This window comes from Enterobacter sp. EC_64 (assembly GCF_019584165.1).
GTDB classification, from domain to species: domain Bacteria; phylum Pseudomonadota; class Gammaproteobacteria; order Enterobacterales; family Enterobacteriaceae; genus Enterobacter; species Enterobacter roggenkampii.
The window spans coordinates 23418-41024 of sequence record NZ_VDAS01000018.1; the positions used below are offsets into that span (position 1 = coordinate 23418).

The window sequence follows — 17607 nt, forward strand, 5'->3', positions numbered from 1 at the left end:
TGTTATTCCTCACTTTCCTTGCCAGTCGAACTGCGGAGACCGGGTATCGCCGCGTGTTGCTCAAACCAGGTTTGCAGGTTGTCTCCAAAACGCAGGCTGCGCCAGAGGGTAAAGACATTCTCGTCATGGGTATAGTTCAGGTTGACGGAGCTGCTTTTGCCATCGACCCGGCTGGTCCCCTTGATGGTCGCCTGCATGGTTAATTCACCCAGGTTATCTAAATTGATTCTCGTCCACGAACGCGAAATTTCCATATAGCGGAGCCAGTTAATCGCGGCGCCCGCGACCATATTGTCTTTCACGATGGCGTCGGCCGTATCTTTGTCGATGCGCAGCGTCATTGGCCCCGGGTTGGTCAGCCAGCCATCCTTAATGATCCATTTTTCATTGTCCAGCCAGAACGGCAGCGCCCCGCTGACCGGCCCCGACATGGCGAACTGTTTCGGATTGACGGCGCTAATCAGCTCGCTCGAGGAGATATTGTCCACCCGCAGCAGAGCCGGATCGTGCTGCGGCATTCGCAGCTGCTGCATGGTGATCTTCCCGCCGAGGGTTTCCACCTTCACGTTGGTGAGCAGCAGCGGATTGTCCTCCGTCCAGGGATAATCGCCCTGTAAATCCGCGGTAATGTTGCGCGCGGTCACCAGGTTTACCACTTCACCGATGCGCAACGTGACCGGACCGCGCGTGCCCAGAGACCAGGTGCCCTCGCTGAAGCGGAACGGCAGCACAAAATCGACGCCGTTAATCTGGTTATCGGGCATCCAGGCGCTGCCGGATTTCAGCACTCCGTGCCCGCCCGCTTCAAAGCCCTGATCGGCCGCCGCCGAGAAGGCGACCTGCGCATAAAGCTCTCCACCGCGCAGCGTCATTTTCCAGTCCGGCGGAATAAGCGGCTGGAATACGGTGAGGGACTGTTTCGGCCACCAGGCCTGCCCGCGAAGGCGCACGCCATCCCAGCGTCCGTTCACCTGTACCGGGCCGATGTTGTCCGCATGGAGGTCACCCTTAAACTGAAAAATCGTCGGGTCGGTGCCGTCGACGCTGAAGGTCAGGACCGAGGGCGGCAACACGCTGCCGCCGGAGAAACGGGTTTGCCCTGCGTTGAGCGACAGCGCCCCACTGAAGGTTGGTTTTTCGGCATCGCGCAGCCATCGTACAGGCCGATCCAGCAGCAGACGCGGCGTGCTGACCTCCATCGTGCCGTACTGAAGCTTGTCAAAGCCGGTGGAGAGCGCCGTCAGCTCAATAAGGTTGTCGCGCCACTCGCCTTTCCCGGCGACATCCCAGCGGGCATGCATCGGCGTAAAGCCACCTTTGCCCCAGTAGCGCCACTGCCACAGGCCGTTATCGGGTAAAAAGTCGTTGGCCTGACCGTCCAGGTGGAGTTCAAAATCGCCCATCTCGTTTTCATGGGCGCGCAGAATCGCCTGTAAACGACCGTCCACCCCCTTCCGGGTGAGCTTCACGCCCGCCAGCGGCCAGCGGATTTCATCGATATCGAGCGAGTCAATGATGCGCCCGCGCGAGCGAAGCAGCGCGCCAGGCTCAAAAGCGAGCTGCGGTTCATACAGGCTGCCGGTCAGTTTTGCCGGTAATTTGGCGTAAAGAATGAGATCGTTTTGCTTCGCCTCGCCGCTCAGGTGCAGGGGCATGTCGCTGTTTTCCATGCTGAGCCTGCCGGGCCCAATATTCAGTACCGCGTTGCCTTTACCCGCATCGCCTTGCGTCAACACGTTCAGTCGTCCGGTCAGGGTGGCTTTCTCCAGCCCCTGCTGCCAGTTGTCGGCGCGAAGGGACACCCGCCCGCTCAGGGGCATACCCGAGAGATCCCAGTTCCAGCGCCCGTCGCTGATGTTGAGCCGTTCCGCCGTGATCTGCCACGGCAGGTCGAGAAGCGGATCGGGGTTGTCTCTCGCCATCACCACCAGCTGTCCCTGATTGTCTTCCCAGTCGAGATCGGCATCGACCAGAGACGTTAACTGTGGCACGTTAAAGGTCGCCACCGCGTGGCCTTTCACCGGCACGCCGTCCGGCACCAGCGGCAGGGTAAACTCGCCCACCAGCTTAATCGGCTGCGGCTGATCCGGAAGCTGAACATCGAACTGGCTGACCGAGAGCGTCTGACCGCGAAGCGTGCCTTTAATGCTGACCTGCTCGCCTTTATAGGCGATCTCCTGGCTGGACGGGGTTAGCGACGCCTGCAGCTCGCCCTGCCACTGCTGCCAGGGCGACAGCGTCAGACGGTGAATCGTGAGCCAGGTATTGGGTAACACTGCCTGCCATTGCGCCAGCGTTTTCGGGGCGACCGTTGAGGGCGCCGACTGGGGAATTTTGCTCAGGCAGACGGTGTTAAGATCCAGCGCGCCGATATCCAGCTTCCAGCGGCTGGGATGTGACAGCGTCACGTTATCGATGCGGGCAATTTCGCAGTCTTCCACCAGATAGCGAAGATCGGGGATCACTAGCGCGTGGCGAGTCAGTTTCGGGCTCTCTTCGAACGCGATGCGCGTCCCGACGGGAAGCCAGATCCCGGCGAGCGTCGGCACCCACTGGGCGAGCGTCATCAGCAGCGTCAGCGGCAACAGTATGAACAGCAGTAAAAGCGCAAGAGCGGCTTTGTATTTACCCTTCATGGGCAGTTAATGTCCTGATTTAGCGAAAGAATTAAGCCGGCAGTGCCGATCATTGTCGCATGTTTAGCGGTTGAGTTGAAGTTGACGCCAAGTTAAGAATAGATGCTGTAATAGTAAGCGGTAATTTTTTTGCTATGCGTAACCTAAAGAATATAGTTTCGGTTCAATTGGTTACGCATAAGTTCAAGAATAATCGCAGAGCAGATTTGCGACATTAATACCTATTCCGTGGCATTGCCAGCAGGTAAAGCATGGCGAATATCAATGACCCCCAATACACCGAGTCGTACCGCCAGGGATCAAAATCAATATGTAAAAAACCGCTAACAAACTCATAGCCGTTGGCAAAAACGTTAATTTGAATGGCTGCGATGGCTATCACAAATAGCGTATAGGCAATGAACAGAGGATATTTATGAAGCCTGTTGACCTTGAGTTTCCCGAGGTACAACAAGAAAAAAACGACAATAGATACAATAAAATAGCATACGGCAGGTAGAATCGGTGGGGTTAATGACAACTCGAATTGTTCCGACATAATTAATTCTCTTTAGCTATCTGGTACATCTGCCAACCTGTGACGCTTCCACTGGTTAAATCCAGAGCCATCGCTGTTTTAGAAGCCTCTTGCCATCCTCTGATATAATCAGATTCAATGTTGCGAAACAGACTCCAGGATTTTTCTCGGGGAGCCAGTACTCTCCTGCCCGCGCCATAGGCTGATAAAGAGATATCAACTACTCCATAGACAATATCAGCTTCATTATTCCCATAGCCGAGTTTCGCTGCTACGTAACGATAAGCATCTCTTAGCGTGCCAGACCGATCCTCACGATAAAGAAGATAGTATCCATTTTCATACATGTTGTTTAGCCCATGAGTAATCATAGGTGCACCATACGCAGCACAGGCCAGACCCAGCGAACCGACGCATAAACTAGCGCCCCCATACACTTGCGCCCCACCGGCAACGAAACCGATCTGTTTAAGCGCTAAAGTCGTCGTTGTTGTTCGGTTTTTTTCAACAACAATAAATAACTTAGCTTTATTGAAGGTGAGTAAATCATCCTGTTCCTTAAGATGATGTATCTGTTCATCAAGTAATTGAATCCCGCCTGACCAGGTCAAGCAATGCGACTCGATCTCCCTTCTCAGGTGAGCAACAAGTTGTTGAGTTTCAAAAAACATACCAGCGGTACCATAAAGCAAATGCTTTGTGGCAATTCGCTGCGCAAGATTTTCAATCTCTAAGACTTTCTCTTCGAAATGACTTTTATCCCGATTATGGTTGTACATTCGGTCTCCCTGTCATTTTAAAATGATAGTAATAATACTACCTTCGATGTTAGGACATTCAAAGAGCTACGTCATTTTAACAGCTAAAGGTAGTCACATTTTCAAGCATTGGGAAACCACTTACCCAAACATACGCACTTGTTGTGACTTTAGTCTCCCCCATAGCCCCCTTAGAGTAAAACAAGCAGACATGTCGCTGGTGTCAGTCCCGCTTAAGAAATCGGTGGATATGAATATCATGGAGTTAGGGTGCACATATGCTCTAGAATAATTGATAGAACTTATTGAATTCAATAATATTTTAGAAATTGTAAGATAATTTTAATCATGCTAACGTGAATGCAAAATCACTGGAGAAAGTCTTATGAAACTCGCGGTATACAGCACAAAGCAGTACGACAAAAAGTATCTGCAACATGTTAACGAGGCTTACGGGTTTGAGCTTGAATTTTTCGACTTTCTGCTGTCCGAAAAAACCGCCAAAACGGCGCACGGCTGTGAAGGCGTCTGCATTTTCGTAAACGATGACGGCAGTCGCCCGGTGCTGGAAGAGTTGAAAAAACAGGGGGTGAAGTACATCGCCCTGCGCTGTGCGGGCTTCAACAATGTGGACCTCGACGCGGCAAAAGAGCTGGGTCTGAAGGTGGTGCGCGTTCCGGCGTACTCCCCGGAAGCGGTGGCTGAACATGCGATTGGCATGATGATGTCCCTCAACCGTCGTATTCACCGCGCTTATCAGCGCACCCGTGACGCCAACTTCTCGCTGGAAGGGCTGACCGGCTTTACCATGTACGGCAAAACCGCTGGCGTAATCGGCACCGGTAAAATTGGCGTGGCTGCCCTGCGCATTCTGAAAGGCTTTGGCATGCGTCTGCTGGCATTCGATCCGTACCCAAGCGCCGCAGCGCTGGATCTGGGCGTGGAGTACGTCGACCTGCCGACCCTGTTCTCGCAGTCCGACGTGATTTCTCTGCACTGTCCGCTGACCCCGGAAAACTATCACCTGCTTAACCAGGCGGCGTTTGACCAGATGAAGGATGGCGTGATGATCATCAACACCAGCCGCGGCGGACTGGTTGATTCTCAGGCTGCTATCGAAGCCCTGAAGACCCAGAAGATTGGCGCGCTGGGGATGGACGTGTATGAGAACGAACGCGATCTGTTCTTTGAAGACAAGTCTAATGACGTCATCCAGGACGACGTGTTCCGTCGCCTCTCTGCCTGCCATAACGTGCTGTTTACCGGTCACCAGGCGTTTCTGACGGCAGAAGCGCTGATCAGCATTTCAGAAACCACGCTGGGGAACCTGCAGCAGCTGGAAAAGGGCGAAGCGTGCCCTAACGAGCTGGCTTAAGTGCTACGCCGGGTGGGCGGCTAAGCCTCACCCGGCGCGTTTGTTTCCCAGCTCCGGTGCGCAACGCGCCACCAGAGCAGGACGGCAGCCAGCGCAATCGCGCTCAGGACACTGAATGCCGTCGCAAACGAGTAATGACCGGCGATCGTCCCGGTTAATGCCGGACTCATGGATGCCCCTACTCCCTGCATCAACATCACCACGCTCTGCCCGGCATTGACGTGCCCGCTTCCGCGCAGCAGCACCACAATAAACGACGGGACGACGACACCCAGGATCCCGGCGGCCAGGCCGTCGAGAATTTGTACCGGGATCATCATTAACGGCGCATCCGTGGATGCCGCCAGCGCCGCACGCACCGGCATAACCAGCAGCGCCAGCATAATCAAGCGCCAGTAGCCATAGTGTTCGATCCGGCGCGAGGCCCAGATGGCGACGGGGATCATCACGGCCTGAGAAATGATGACGGTACCTGCCGCATACAAACCGGGGTTGATCGCGGCAGGTGCTGCGGCAACCCTCATGCTCAGCATCGGCAGCAGCGCGGCGTTCGCCAGGTGGAACAACAGCAGCGTCAGCCCGGTCACAAACAGCGCCCGGTTTTTCATCAGCACCGCAAAACCGGGGACCGGCAGGCTCGCTGAAGAGGACAGCCCGCGCGCCGCGTCGTTATCGATATCGCTGTTGCGAATGGCAAGCAGCGCACACAGCGTTAGCAGCGTGGTGCTGGTCATCAGCAGGAAAATCCCGCCCACGCCCCAGTACCACGCAATGCCGCCCGCGATCAGTGCAGTAACAAAGTTGCCGCCGTGATTGAACGCCTCGTTTCTGCCCATCTGCGCGCTGAACCCGCCCTGCCCGGTCAACCCCAGCGTAATCCCGGCGATTAACGGCCCGACAAATGCCGCACAGATACCGGTGACGACTTGCGACACGGCGACAACGCCGCTCTGCTGGCTAAACCAGAGCAGAAGCGTGCTGAGCGTGATCAGAATGCACAGCAGCGCGAGCACAGCGCGCTTGTTGCGGGAGGTGTCGGTGATGAATCCCGCCGGCAGCGTGGCCAGTAACCCCGCCAGCCCGCCGGCCGTCATCAGAATGCCGATATCATCAGGGGTCCAGCGGCGTTCGGTCAGGAAAATACCGAGGAAAGGCCCCAGACCATCACGAACATCAGCAATGAAAAAACTTGTCAGGCATAACGCCCGCAGCGAACGAAGAGACATACTTCCTGCCTTGCCTGTTATTGCCTGAAATAAGCAAAATGCAGTATACCGGGTATTTTTGAAAATCAGATGACGTCTGAAAAATATTCCCTGCAAACTTAAACAATACATCAAGGGCGCTGTTTTTTTACTTTACTCATTATTGCGCCTGCTTATACTGGCAAAAAATTTCACAGGAGTCCTTCGTTGGAAAGCCATTTTATCGTCGATACGAAGGTAAGCTGACGCGATTTTCTCGCTGCTTGCCTTAAAGGTGGGCAGCAATCCTCTTGACGTGATTGCATCCCAATACATTAAGAACGACCAAATTTTTGGGGCATCGCGATGTTCATGTTTCATCATTCACTCTTTCCACCGCCCTCGCGCTGACATGCTTTGCGTTTTAACGGCGTCATATTGTGCTTTGTGAAGCGCTGACGCTTATCGTGTAACCATGTTAACAGGCGACAGGCTGATGTTTCCTTATATCTCTCATCTGCTCGCAGCGATGCTGCTGGGCGCAATTATTGGCGCGGAAAGACAGTGGCGCCAGCGTATGGCCGGGCTTCGTACCAATGCTCTGGTTGCAACGGGTGCGGCCGTGTTTATTTTAAGTTCCCTCTCGACGTCACCCGATAGCCCGGGGCGTATTGCAGCGCAGATTGTCTCCGGAATAGGCTTTCTTGGCGCTGGCGTTATTATGCGTGAGGGAATGAATATTCGCGGTCTTAATACCGCCGCGACGCTGTGGTGCTCGGCCGGAATTGGCGTGCTATGTGGATTAGGTCAATTCTGGAATGCCGGTATGGCCAGCGTGATTATTCTCTGCGCCAACATCCTGCTTCGCGAAGCTGCGCAACGGATTAATCAACTGCCCGCGATCCATGAAGGCGAAAAATGCTATGTCCTGAAAATCACCTGTGATGACGAGCATGAAGATGCGGTGCGGCAGAGTGTGGTCAACATGGCGAAAGAGTTGACGTTGAGTCTGAAAGCCATTTATTGCGATACGGCGCAAGCAGAAGGAAAAACTGAAATACGGGCCGAGGTAATGACCCGTGAGGAATACCGGAAATTACTCGAGCTAATTATGGGTAATATTGGCGGGAATAAAATTATGGCTTCCGTAAGCTGCCACGCAATATGAACACGATACCGGGCATTGCGCCCGGTTGAGGCTTTGCCGTTTTGCAGAAAACGGACCGTGACGCGAAGAGATTCATCCCCGGATGTCCCTGTTCGTTGTCACGCCACGTTGGCAAGATCACGGACAGGTTCGACTGTACGCCTATCACATAACCGAAATTTGTCCCCGTTATGACACCCTGCTCTCTGTTTTCCTAAAATTAACGGTCTACCCTGAATTGTGTGAAAAACACTCAGGAGGGACACATGTACAACTCAATTTTGGTTCCCATTGACATTTCCGAGGATAGCCTGACGCACATGGTTATCCCGTTCGTTCAGGCACATACCGCACTTAACACAGCTAAAGTTCACTTTCTTACTGTCATTCCATCGCTTCCGTATTATTCATCATTAGGCCTGGCCTACTCGGTCGAAATGCCGAAGCTGAAAGAGTTCCAGCACGCGGCCTTAGCAAAGCTGGATGAAATCGTTAAGCAATTCAAAATTCCTGCAGATAAGATACAGACTCACGCCGTGACGGGATCGCCTAAGGATCAAATCCTTAAGCTCGCTGACACAATCGGCGCCGACCTGATTATCATTGCCTCCCACAAACCTGACATATCGACGTATCTGTTGGGTTCGAACGCTGCGGCAGTGGTGCGGCATGCGAAATGCCCTGTGCTGGTCGTTAGATAGAACGCGCTTGCGCCTCTGTATACGGTCAGATAGCAGATGACAAAAAACCGGGCGAGAAGCCCGGTTTTTCATTTTCGCTTCCCGGCGTAAAGCGTGTGAAGCTGATGGAAGCACACTTTAAAGATCTATTCTGTTTGCGTTTAAATTTAATTCCGTAATGGCGGCCGGTTTTCCAAGCAAGTAGCCCTGAACTTCATCACATCTATTTTTTTTAAGAAAAGAGAGCTGTTCGGTGGTCTCCACCCCTTCTGCAGTGACCGCCATTGAATAGGCCTTACCCAGATCGATAATTTTTTCTACGACTGATTGGTTCTGCGGCGAATCGGCCAGGGTAAAAATAAAACTCTTGTCGAGCTTGAGTCCATCAAACTGAAACTTCCGGAGATAGCTCAGAGAGGCATAGCCGGTACCGAAATCGTCAATCAAAATACGGACGCCCATTTTTTTGAGAGCCTTCATGGTATGCAAGGTCTTTTCAGGATCGGAAAGCGTGACATTTTCCGTCACTTCTATTTCCAGTCGGTCAGGTTCTAGCCCTGTTTCGTGCAGGATCTCTTTTATCCTTTCAGCAAGATCGCTTGCCTGGAATTCGATAGCGGAAATATTTACGGATACCGATAGCCCCGGCAATTTATCTTTTGTCTCCGCACACGCTTTGCGTATGACCCAGTTGCTGAGGTTAATAATCAGACCTGTTTCTTCAGCCAGCGGGATGAACTGATCGGGCATCATCGTCCCTCGGTGCGGGTGCTGCCAACGTACCAGCGCTTCGACGGCCTCTATCTTAGAATATCGGAGGTTATAACGGGGCTGGTACACCAGATAGAGTTGCTCTTCGCGAATCGCGGTTTTCAGTTCGAGTTCCAGTTTTCTCCGTTCAGTTAACTTTTCCGACATATCCGGGCGATAATAGACCCATCTGTTTCTGCCGGATTGCTTAGCCTGGTAAAGCGCAATATCGGCATAGCGTAAAAGATCGTTTGCGCTGCTGCTATCCAGGGGAGCCAGCGCAATCCCCATGCTTACGCCTATTGCGACATCATTACCCTCAATGGAGAAAGGACGGTTGAGTTCCTGTACGATGCGGTGACACACCTCATCAATCTGGTCTTTTTGGCTGGTATTGCCGAGAAGAAGCATAAATTCATCCCCTCCCTGCCGTGCGACAAAATCACCTCGACGAACGCAATTTTTAAGACGTAAAGCGACCTCGCCAAGCAGCGCATCCCCCGTGGAGTGCCCAAAAATATCATTGACGGGTTTAAACTTGTCTAAATCGAGGCAAATCATGGCAAAGGGATAATGGTTAAGGTCTTCTTTAGCCAACTGGCCTGCCAGAAATTCCTTAATATGATAGCGGTTCGGCAGACCGGTTAATTCATCATGACGTGACAGGAACTCCACCCGTTTAGTTGCTTCAACTTCCAGAGAAACGTCGGTTGCCGCGCCTCGCAAAACCACCGTTCCATCAGGCTGAGCAGAAAGCTTTGCCAGAAGCGTGCAATAGGCCGTAGATTGTTGTGCATGAATATAAGGACAGTTCTTAAATTCAAAGCGTTCAGTTAATTCCCTGAGCCTCACACAGTCTTGTAATAATCCGCGTGACGTAGGAAAGAGTTCATCCAGCCTGCGGCCTATCCATTTGCTATTTTCATATCCCGTTACTGTAGAAAAACGACCTGAAAGCCAGGTTATCTTTAACGATAAATCTGTTTCCCAGAACCAGTCGCTGGTTGTTTCACTGACGTCCCGGAATCGTTTTTCACTGGTGATAAGATTCAACCGCGCCTGCTCGAGGAGAAAGGTATTTTCGTCAAGCATTCTCGCCTTCTGCATAATATGGCGCATGAGAATAACCGTCAACGATACCGTCAGAATAACTGAAAGAATGAGTAATGGTAAAAAATAAATAATCAACGCCTGGCCGGGGTTTTCACCGTCCCAGATAATTTGCACATCACCATTCTGGGTGCTTAAGGTAAATTCTGTTTGATTGTTTATTTGAGAAGTGATTGCATCAGGTGACGTACGAACATTTTTAATACCGGCATCCTGCCCAATCGCGAGGAGTTTTTTAGCCGTTAACTTGTCTACAAACACCATTACCGACGGTTTCCCCGGCAAGGGTTGCACGCTCGCGTCATCGCCCGTTGTTATCCATTCAGCAGAAACAATGGCTGGAACGGAATCGATAAGCGTGAGTATAGAAACCGGCAATCCATTGTTAACGCTCACCTCACGGAGTAATCGCTCCTTGGTTGATTTATCTAACCAGCGCCCGAGATCCTGAAGCTTCAGTTTCCCGTCAAGCACGCTGTATCGCGTGGTTCCTTCCGGGGAGAGAATAAACACCCCTTCGTAGCCAAAGTTGTCATACAGGGACTTACCCAGGTTCTGCTTATCCCATGCCCAGTGAACGTCAGTGTTCAAATGAAGATGTTTGTAGGCATCTCCCCATTCAGCATTATCTTTCAAGTGACTTCGCATGCTTTCCTGGCGGGAATCCAGGGCTTTCCTTAACAAAAATTCATCGTGCTTATCGCTGATTTTATTAACATTATTTTTTATTAATAGCAGGGAAATTATTGCCGCAATGAAAATACTTATCAACAATGTCACTATATAGGTAAAGGTTTTATTTATCAGCCCCTTAGAAGGCTCGGCATCCGTAAAACCGGGATTGTTCAGAGGTAGGGTCATCATTCGCCTTCTTATACTGCTAATACGTCAATTTTTATGCCACCTTTATTTATCGGCAAAGAATAATAAAAATTTATAGTTAAAACCCTTAAGCTTAAAGAACATTTGATTTTTACAATCCAGATCAAATTATTAGCTCTCTTACAGCCTGAATTCGGTTAAATACTTCTCCCGGAGGGAGTGACCTTTAACCTCGCCGGTTTTATTTATAAAGAACATAATCTTAGTTTTTATGCTGTAACGGTTACAGGCGTATAAAAAACCGGGCGTAAAGCCCGGTTTTTATTCATACGGCATTGACTCTATTCGCTCAATCCGCGGTTATCCAGCATCGGCTCAATCTTCGGATCGTGCCCGCGCCAGTTGCGATACAGTTCGGCTAAATCTGTGCTGTTCCCGCGCGACAAAATGGCCTCGCGGAATTTTTGCCCGTTTTCACGCGTCAACCCGCCCTGCTCGACAAACCACTGGTAGCCATCGTCCGCCAGCATCTGCGTCCACAGGTAGGCGTAATACCCCGCCGCGTAGCCGCCGCCGAAGATATGGGCAAAATAGCTGCTGCGGTAGCGCGGCGGCACGGCAGGCAGATCCAGCTCCTCTTTTTTCAACGCTGCCGCTTCAAAATCCTCCACGCTCAAAACGGCCTCGCTGATGCCGTGCCAGTTCATGTCCAGCAGCGCGGCACCCAGCAGTTCGGTCATGTCATAACCCTTGTTGAAATGGGTCGCGTTTAGCATGCTTTCCCGCAGCGCGTCCGGCATCGGTTCGCCGGTTTCGTAATGGCGCGCATAGTGGGTAAACACCTGAGGATGGCTGGCCCAGTGCTCGTTGATTTGCGACGGGAACTCAACAAAATCACGCGGCGTATTGGTGCCGGAAAGCGTGGCGAAACGCTGGCTGGCAAAGAGACCGTGCAGCGTATGGCCAAACTCGTGGAACAGGGTTATTACGTCATCCCAGGAGAGAAGCGCGATACCGCCATTCGCCGGTTTCTGGTAGTTACAGACGTTGTAGATCACCGGACGGGCAGCAAACTCGAAGGATTGCTCGACGAAATTCCCCATCCATGCCCCGCCCTGCTTGGAATCACGGGCAAAGAAGTCACCGTAAAACAGCGCCATGCCTTCGCCGGTGTGGTCGAAAATTTCCCATACGCGGACGTCCGGGTGATACACCGGGATATCGAAGCGCTCGACGAAGCGAATGCCAAACAGCTGGCTGGCAGCCCAGAATACGCCATCCTGCAGCACGGTATTGAGCGCAAAGTAGGGCCTGATCTGCGACTCATCGAGGGCATATTTTGCCTGGCGCACGCGCTCCGCATAAAAGGCCCAGTCCCAGGCCTCCACGTTGAAACCGCCCTGCTCGTCGTCGATGACTTTCTGAATATCGGCCTGTTCGCGTTCCGCGCGGGCGCGGGCGGCAGGCACAATGCCGCGCATAAATTCCAGCGCGGCGGCCGGGGTTTTCGCCATCTGGTCAGCGATGCTCCAGCTGGCGTAATCCTCAAAGCCCAGCAGACGGGCCTGCCGCGCGCGCAGCGCCGTCAGACGAAGAATCAGCGCGCGGGTGTCGTTTTCGTCCCCTTTCTGGGTACGCGTCCAGCCTGCGTTGAAGAGGTTTTCGCGGGTCTGACGATTGCGCAGCGCGGAAAGCGCGGGCTGCTGGGTGGTGTTCAAAAGCGGGATCAGCCAGCGATCGTTTAGCCCTCGCTCCGCGGCAGCCTGTGCCGCGTCAGCGATCTCCGTTGCGCTGAGCCCGTCAAGCTGGTGCGCATAATCCACCACCAGCCCACCGGTCTTATCGGCAGCCAGCAGACGCTGGTTAAACTGGCTGGTCAGGGAGGCCGCTTCGGTATTCAGCGCCTTCAGCTCGGCCTTTTCTGTCTCATTCAGACGCGCGCCGGCCAGAATAAACCGCTGATACAGCTCCTCGACCAGACGACGGCATTCGGCGTCCAGCGCGGCACGGTCCTGCCAGACGCTCTCCACGCGGGCAAACAGCGCGTCATTCAGCCAGATATCGTTTGCCAGCGCGGCAAGCTCGGTGGAGAACTGTTCTTCCAGCTCCTGTAAATACGGATTGGTGTGCGCGGAAGTCATGGCGAAGAATACGCTGCTGACACGCGAGAGCATGGCGCCGCTCTTCTCCAGCGCCAGCACGGTGTTCGTGAAGTCAGGCGCAGCGGCCTGAGCGACAATCGCGTCAATGTCCGCCCGCTTCTGGCGAAGGGCTTCATCGAAGGCCGGACGATAGTGGCTGTCGTTGATCTGATCAAAATGGGGGGCCTGGTAAGGCAGCAGGCTGATGTCAAAAAAAGGATTCGTGGCCGTCATCTTTCACTCCTGAGTACGGGTATCCTCCCAGAGTAGGCCAGGCCGCCATCCCCTGCAACGCTGTCATACAAATGTTGCCTTAACGCACCCTCTGCGGCCGTGCTATGTTAGTTAAACACAAAAAGCGTTGAGGAACAGTGAGATGATTATTTTAGTTACCGGGGCAACGGCAGGTTTTGGTGAAAGCATCACGCGTCGCTTCGTCGCCAACGGGCACAAGGTTATTGCAACGGGCCGCCGTCAGGAACGTCTGCAGGAGCTGAAGGACGAATTAGGCGACAGCATCCTGACCGCGCAGCTGGACGTGCGTAACCGCGCGGCGATTGAAGAGATGATTGCCAACCTGCCCGCCGAGTGGCGCGCCATCGACGTGCTGGTCAACAATGCCGGTCTGGCGCTGGGCATGGAGCCTGCCCACAAAGCCAGCGTTGAAGACTGGGAAAACATGATCGACACCAACAACAAAGGGCTGGTCTATATGACACGCGCGGTGCTGCCGGGCATGGTTGAGCGCAATCGTGGCCACATTATCAATATCGGCTCCACCGCCGGAAGCTGGCCCTATGCAGGCGGCAACGTCTACGGCGCAACGAAAGCGTTTGTGCGCCAGTTCAGCCTTAACCTGCGTACCGATCTGCACGGCACCGCCATTCGCGTCACCGACATCGAGCCGGGCCTGGTGGGTGGCACCGAGTTTTCCAACGTGCGTTTCAAAGGCGATGACGCGAAAGCAGACAAGACCTATGAAAACGCTAACGCCCTGACGCCGGAAGATGTCACCGAAACGGTCTGGTGGGTGGCGACGCTGCCAAAACACGTCAACATCAATACCGTAGAAATGATGCCGGTCAGCCAGAGTTTTGCCGGGCTTAGCGTCCATCGTAGCTAACGCTGCCCTTCCCGGCCTGCGGGCCGGGTCTGTTTCGGGTTATAAAAGAATGGTAGTATGTTCAGGCTAACTCTCTGAGAAATGACAACTCATGGCCGCTGAATCACAACTCAATCCCACCCAGCCCGTAAACCAGCAAATCTATCGCATTTTGCGACGTGATATTGTCCATTGCCTGATCCCACCGGGAACGCCGCTTTCTGAAAAAGAGGTGTCCGTGCGTTTTGACGTTTCCCGTCAGCCGGTGCGTGAAGCGTTTATTAAGCTTGCGGAAAACGGTCTGATTCAGATCCGCCCGCAGCGCGGCAGCTACGTGAACAAAATTTCACTCTCTCAGGTGCGCAACGGCTGTTTTGTTCGCCAGGCCATTGAATGCGCGGTGGCGCGCCGTGCCGCAACGCTTATCAACGACAAGCAGTGTTACCTCTTGGAGCAAAACCTGCATCAGCAGCGGATTGCGATTGACCGTAAGCAGCTGAATGATTTCTTCCAGCTTGATGATGAATTCCACCAGAAGCTGGCGCAGATTGCGGATTGCCAGCTGGCCTGGGACACCATCGAAAACATCAAGGCCACCATCGACCGCGTGCGTTATATGAGTCTCGATCACGTCTCTCCGCCGGAAATGCTGCTCCGACAGCATCATGATATTTTCAGCGCGCTGGAAAAACGCGACCCGGACGGCGTGGAAAAGGCGATGACGCTGCATCTGCAGGAAATCAGCGAATCCGTGCAGCTGATTCGTCAGGAAAATAGCGAGTGGTTTAGTGAAGAGTAATATTACGCCGCCCCCTTTCGGACGCGGCGATGAATTTAGCGAACGACTAACACCGGAATGGTTGCGTAGCGCAGGATAGATTCCGCATTTGATCCCAGCAGATGGGTGGTGATGCCCGGATTTTTCGACCCGATGACGATCGCGTCATATTCCCCTTCCTTGCTCAGTTTGATAATTTCATCGCGGACGTTGCCAAAGCGAACCAGGCTGTCAATTTTCTCCGGCGAGATGTCGAACAGCCTTTTTAAGGCGTTCATTTTCTTCCCGGATTCCTCAGTCATATATTCTTCGAACTTTTTAATATCGGCGTTAAAACCGCGCAGCAGGGATCGGCTGCTGGTCGGCAGAATATTGACCAGGGTAATCGTCGCGCCCTCGGCCTTCGCGAGGTTAGCCGCGTGGCGAACCGCTTTGTCGCTCAAATCCATTTCAAATACATCAACAGGCATCAAAATCTTCTTATACATAAGCCTGGCTCCTTATTCCGATGAAAGGGTTATTTCCTGTACCCAGAATGGCATCGGGAATATAAACCAACCCTCAACGCTTCCCTGCTGAAACTATCAGTTAATGATAATAACGGTCTGCTTTGTCAATTGCTGTCGTGAACCGTCAGCGCCCGACGCAATAAAGAAAAAAGTGTGAGTTTGATCAAAAACAAAAACATCTGATGCAGACAGGCGTATTTATATGCCCCGTGAACGGCAACCCTGAAATAACGCCGTAACGAACAGGTTAGAGAGGAGAAAATACCATGATGACATACGACCGTAACCGCAATGCAATCACCACCGGCAGCCGCGTCATGATTAGCGGCACAGGTAAAACTGGCGTGATTAAAGCGATCCACAGCGACGGGCTGGATGCCGCGCAGGTGCGCCGCAGCAAAACGGTTGAAGTGGAAGGATGCGAAGGTAAGTTCGAACCGATTGAGCTGATTCGCCTGGGTATGCACTAAACGGTGCGCAGACATGCCGCCGCGAACGGCGGCATGTAGTGAATTACCGTTGAGACACGTACTGCGCCACGGTTGCTTTCGCGCCCTTTTGCAGCAGCGTCTGGTATGCCTTCATCACCGCATCAACAAAGACGGCTTCACGCGGTAATTCCTTGCCGAAGATGGCCTCGATGCCGAGCAGCGCCCTGACCCGGCTTTCCCCTTCCGCACTGCCTTTAACCGCCGCCTGAATCACTGCCAGCTGCGGATCGCTCACGTCAATTGCGTTACCCTGCTCATCCACGCCGCCGACATAGCGCATCCACCCTGCCACGCCCAGCGCCAGCAGCGGGAAAGGCTTCTGATGCACCAGGTGCCAGCGCACGGAATCCAGCATGCGCTGCGGAAGCTTCTGGCTGCCGTCCATCGCAATTTGCCAGGTCCGATGGCGCAGGGCCGGGTTGCTGTAGCGGGCAATCAGGAGATCGGCATAGCGTCCTAAATCGACGCCTTTGACCTTCAGCGTAGGCGCCTGCTCGTTAAGCATCAGGGCGTGCGCGGCGATGCGGTAGTTTTCATCTTCCATACAATCGTTAATATGCTGATAGCCCGCCAGATAGCCCAGGTACGCCAGGAATGAGTGGCTGCCGTTAAGCATGCGCAGCTTCATCTCTTCAAACGGGATCACGTCTGACACCAGCTCGGCTCCGGCTTTTTCCCACGCTGGACGGCCGGCCACAAAGTTATCTTCGATCACCCACTGACGGAACGGTTCACAGGCCACCGCCGCCGGATCGCGCACGCCGGTAAGCTGTTCAATTTTATTCAGCGTGTCGGGGGTGACCGCAGGCACGATGCGATCCACCATCGTTGACGGGAAAGTAACGTGGGATTCGATCCAGTCCGCCAGCTCACCGTCTACCGCACGGGCGTACGCGCAGGTGACATTGCGCATCACGTGACCGTTCTCCGGCATGTTATCGCAGGACATCACGCTAAACGCCGGCAGACCCGCCGCCTTACGCCGCGCCAGCGCTTCCACGACCACACCCGGCGCAGATTTCGGCTGGTGCGGGTTTTGCAGGTCTGCGACGATAAAAGGGTGATCGAGCATCAGTTGCCCGGTCGCCGGGGAATGGCAGTACCCTTTCTCGGTGATGGTCAGCGAGACAATCGCCACCTGCGGTTCGCACATCGCGGCCAGCACGGTCTCCAGCCCGTCAACCTGCGCATGCAGCGCCTTTTTTACCACGCCAACCACGCGGGAGGTCCACGCATCGGCAGACATTTCCGCCACGGTATAGAGATTATCCTGCGCGTTCAGATCGGCAATCTGCTGTTCGCCGCCAATCAGGTTAACCTCACAGTATCCCCAGTCGCTACCGTGTTCCGCGGCGAGGATGTCGGCGTACACTGCCTGATGCGCACGGTGAAACGCGCCAAAGCCTAAATGAACGATGCGTGCTTTAAGGCTGTCGCGATCGTACTGTGGCAGCGTCGCGTTGGCCTGTAATAAGGTATTTTCCATGATTAAGACTCGTTAATTAGAAAGCTGTGGATCGCTGCCGCCCATACTGAAGCGGCAGCGCCTGCTGACTACACCAACTAGAATGGTAGCTGGAGTAAAAAAAGTGAACTGCCATCAACCA

The 17607-nt window shown here is 53.5% G+C and carries 14 protein-coding genes; 6 read left to right on the forward strand and 8 right to left on the reverse strand.

Going from position 1 to position 17607, the window contains the following annotated elements; all coding sequences use genetic code 11:
- Positions 1 to 2: 2 nt before the first annotated feature.
- The 3 genes from FHC52_RS15235 to FHC52_RS15245 all read right to left on the reverse strand — a co-directional run bounded on the left by FHC52_RS15235 (position 3) and on the right by FHC52_RS15245 (position 3932).
- Positions 3 to 2636: a YdbH family protein gene (locus FHC52_RS15235; RefSeq protein ID WP_063616965.1), complete on the reverse strand. Its 2634-nt coding sequence runs from the start codon at positions 2634 to 2636 to the stop codon at positions 3 to 5.
- A 214-nt stretch (positions 2637 to 2850) separates the two neighbouring features.
- Positions 2851 to 3174 (reverse strand): hypothetical protein, encoded by a 324-nt coding sequence (locus FHC52_RS15240; protein WP_008502390.1) that lies wholly within the window; start codon positions 3172 to 3174, stop codon positions 2851 to 2853.
- A 2-nt stretch (positions 3175 to 3176) separates the two neighbouring features.
- A complete protein-coding gene (locus tag FHC52_RS15245; protein WP_023327356.1) occupies positions 3177 to 3932 on the reverse strand; it encodes a DUF4225 domain-containing protein in 756 nt (251 codons plus the stop codon).
- A 364-nt stretch (positions 3933 to 4296) separates the two neighbouring features.
- On the opposite strand from FHC52_RS15245, the gene FHC52_RS15250 reads away from it, so the two are divergent.
- A complete protein-coding gene (locus FHC52_RS15250) occupies positions 4297 to 5286 on the forward strand; it encodes a 2-hydroxyacid dehydrogenase (protein WP_008502392.1) in 990 nt (329 codons plus the stop codon).
- Between the two features lie 20 nt (positions 5287 to 5306).
- Here the strand turns inward: FHC52_RS15250 and FHC52_RS15255 are convergent, their stop codons facing one another.
- On the reverse strand, positions 5307 to 6512 hold the full coding sequence (locus FHC52_RS15255; RefSeq protein ID WP_032651698.1) for an MFS transporter: 1206 nt from the start codon (positions 6510 to 6512) through the stop codon (positions 5307 to 5309).
- A 454-nt stretch (positions 6513 to 6966) separates the two neighbouring features.
- Between FHC52_RS15255 and FHC52_RS15260 the strand changes: the two genes are divergently transcribed.
- The gene (locus FHC52_RS15260; protein WP_008502394.1) at positions 6967 to 7638 is read left to right on the forward strand and encodes an MgtC family protein; all 672 of its coding nucleotides are present in this window, start codon (positions 6967 to 6969) and stop codon (positions 7636 to 7638) included.
- Between the two features lie 245 nt (positions 7639 to 7883).
- Positions 7884 to 8318: a universal stress protein UspF gene (uspF, locus tag FHC52_RS15265; protein WP_032651696.1), complete on the forward strand. Its 435-nt coding sequence runs from the start codon at positions 7884 to 7886 to the stop codon at positions 8316 to 8318.
- 117 nt (positions 8319 to 8435) lie between these two features.
- Here uspF and FHC52_RS15270 read toward each other — a convergent pair whose 3' ends face one another.
- Together FHC52_RS15270 and dcp are read right to left on the reverse strand one after the other, a co-directional pair.
- A complete protein-coding gene (locus tag FHC52_RS15270) occupies positions 8436 to 11018 on the reverse strand; it encodes an EAL domain-containing protein (protein ID WP_220420140.1) in 2583 nt (860 codons plus the stop codon).
- A gap of 302 nt (positions 11019 to 11320) precedes the next feature.
- The gene (dcp, locus tag FHC52_RS15275) at positions 11321 to 13354 is read right to left on the reverse strand and encodes a peptidyl-dipeptidase Dcp (RefSeq protein ID WP_220420133.1); all 2034 of its coding nucleotides are present in this window, start codon (positions 13352 to 13354) and stop codon (positions 11321 to 11323) included.
- A gap of 142 nt (positions 13355 to 13496) precedes the next feature.
- Here dcp and ydfG point away from each other — a divergent pair, with 142 nt between their 5' ends.
- The gene (ydfG, locus tag FHC52_RS15280; RefSeq protein WP_021241307.1) at positions 13497 to 14243 is read left to right on the forward strand and encodes a bifunctional NADP-dependent 3-hydroxy acid dehydrogenase/3-hydroxypropionate dehydrogenase YdfG; all 747 of its coding nucleotides are present in this window, start codon (positions 13497 to 13499) and stop codon (positions 14241 to 14243) included.
- Positions 14244 to 14334: 91 nt separating this feature from the next.
- Entirely contained in the window at positions 14335 to 15021 is a 687-nt protein-coding gene (locus tag FHC52_RS15285; protein ID WP_008502405.1) for a GntR family transcriptional regulator, read from the forward strand.
- 35 nt (positions 15022 to 15056) lie between these two features.
- Here FHC52_RS15285 and FHC52_RS15290 read toward each other — a convergent pair whose 3' ends face one another.
- Entirely contained in the window at positions 15057 to 15488 is a 432-nt protein-coding gene (locus FHC52_RS15290; protein ID WP_095429056.1) for a universal stress protein, read from the reverse strand.
- A gap of 287 nt (positions 15489 to 15775) precedes the next feature.
- Here FHC52_RS15290 and ydfZ point away from each other — a divergent pair, with 287 nt between their 5' ends.
- A complete protein-coding gene (ydfZ, locus tag FHC52_RS15295; RefSeq protein WP_014883679.1) occupies positions 15776 to 15979 on the forward strand; it encodes a putative selenium delivery protein YdfZ in 204 nt (67 codons plus the stop codon).
- Positions 15980 to 16022: 43 nt separating this feature from the next.
- Here ydfZ and FHC52_RS15300 read toward each other — a convergent pair whose 3' ends face one another.
- Positions 16023 to 17486 carry a mannitol dehydrogenase family protein gene (locus FHC52_RS15300; protein ID WP_220420134.1) on the reverse strand — a complete coding sequence of 488 codons (1464 nt, stop codon included), beginning with the start codon at positions 17484 to 17486 and terminating at the stop codon, positions 16023 to 16025.
- Positions 17487 to 17607: the final 121 nt, after the last annotated feature.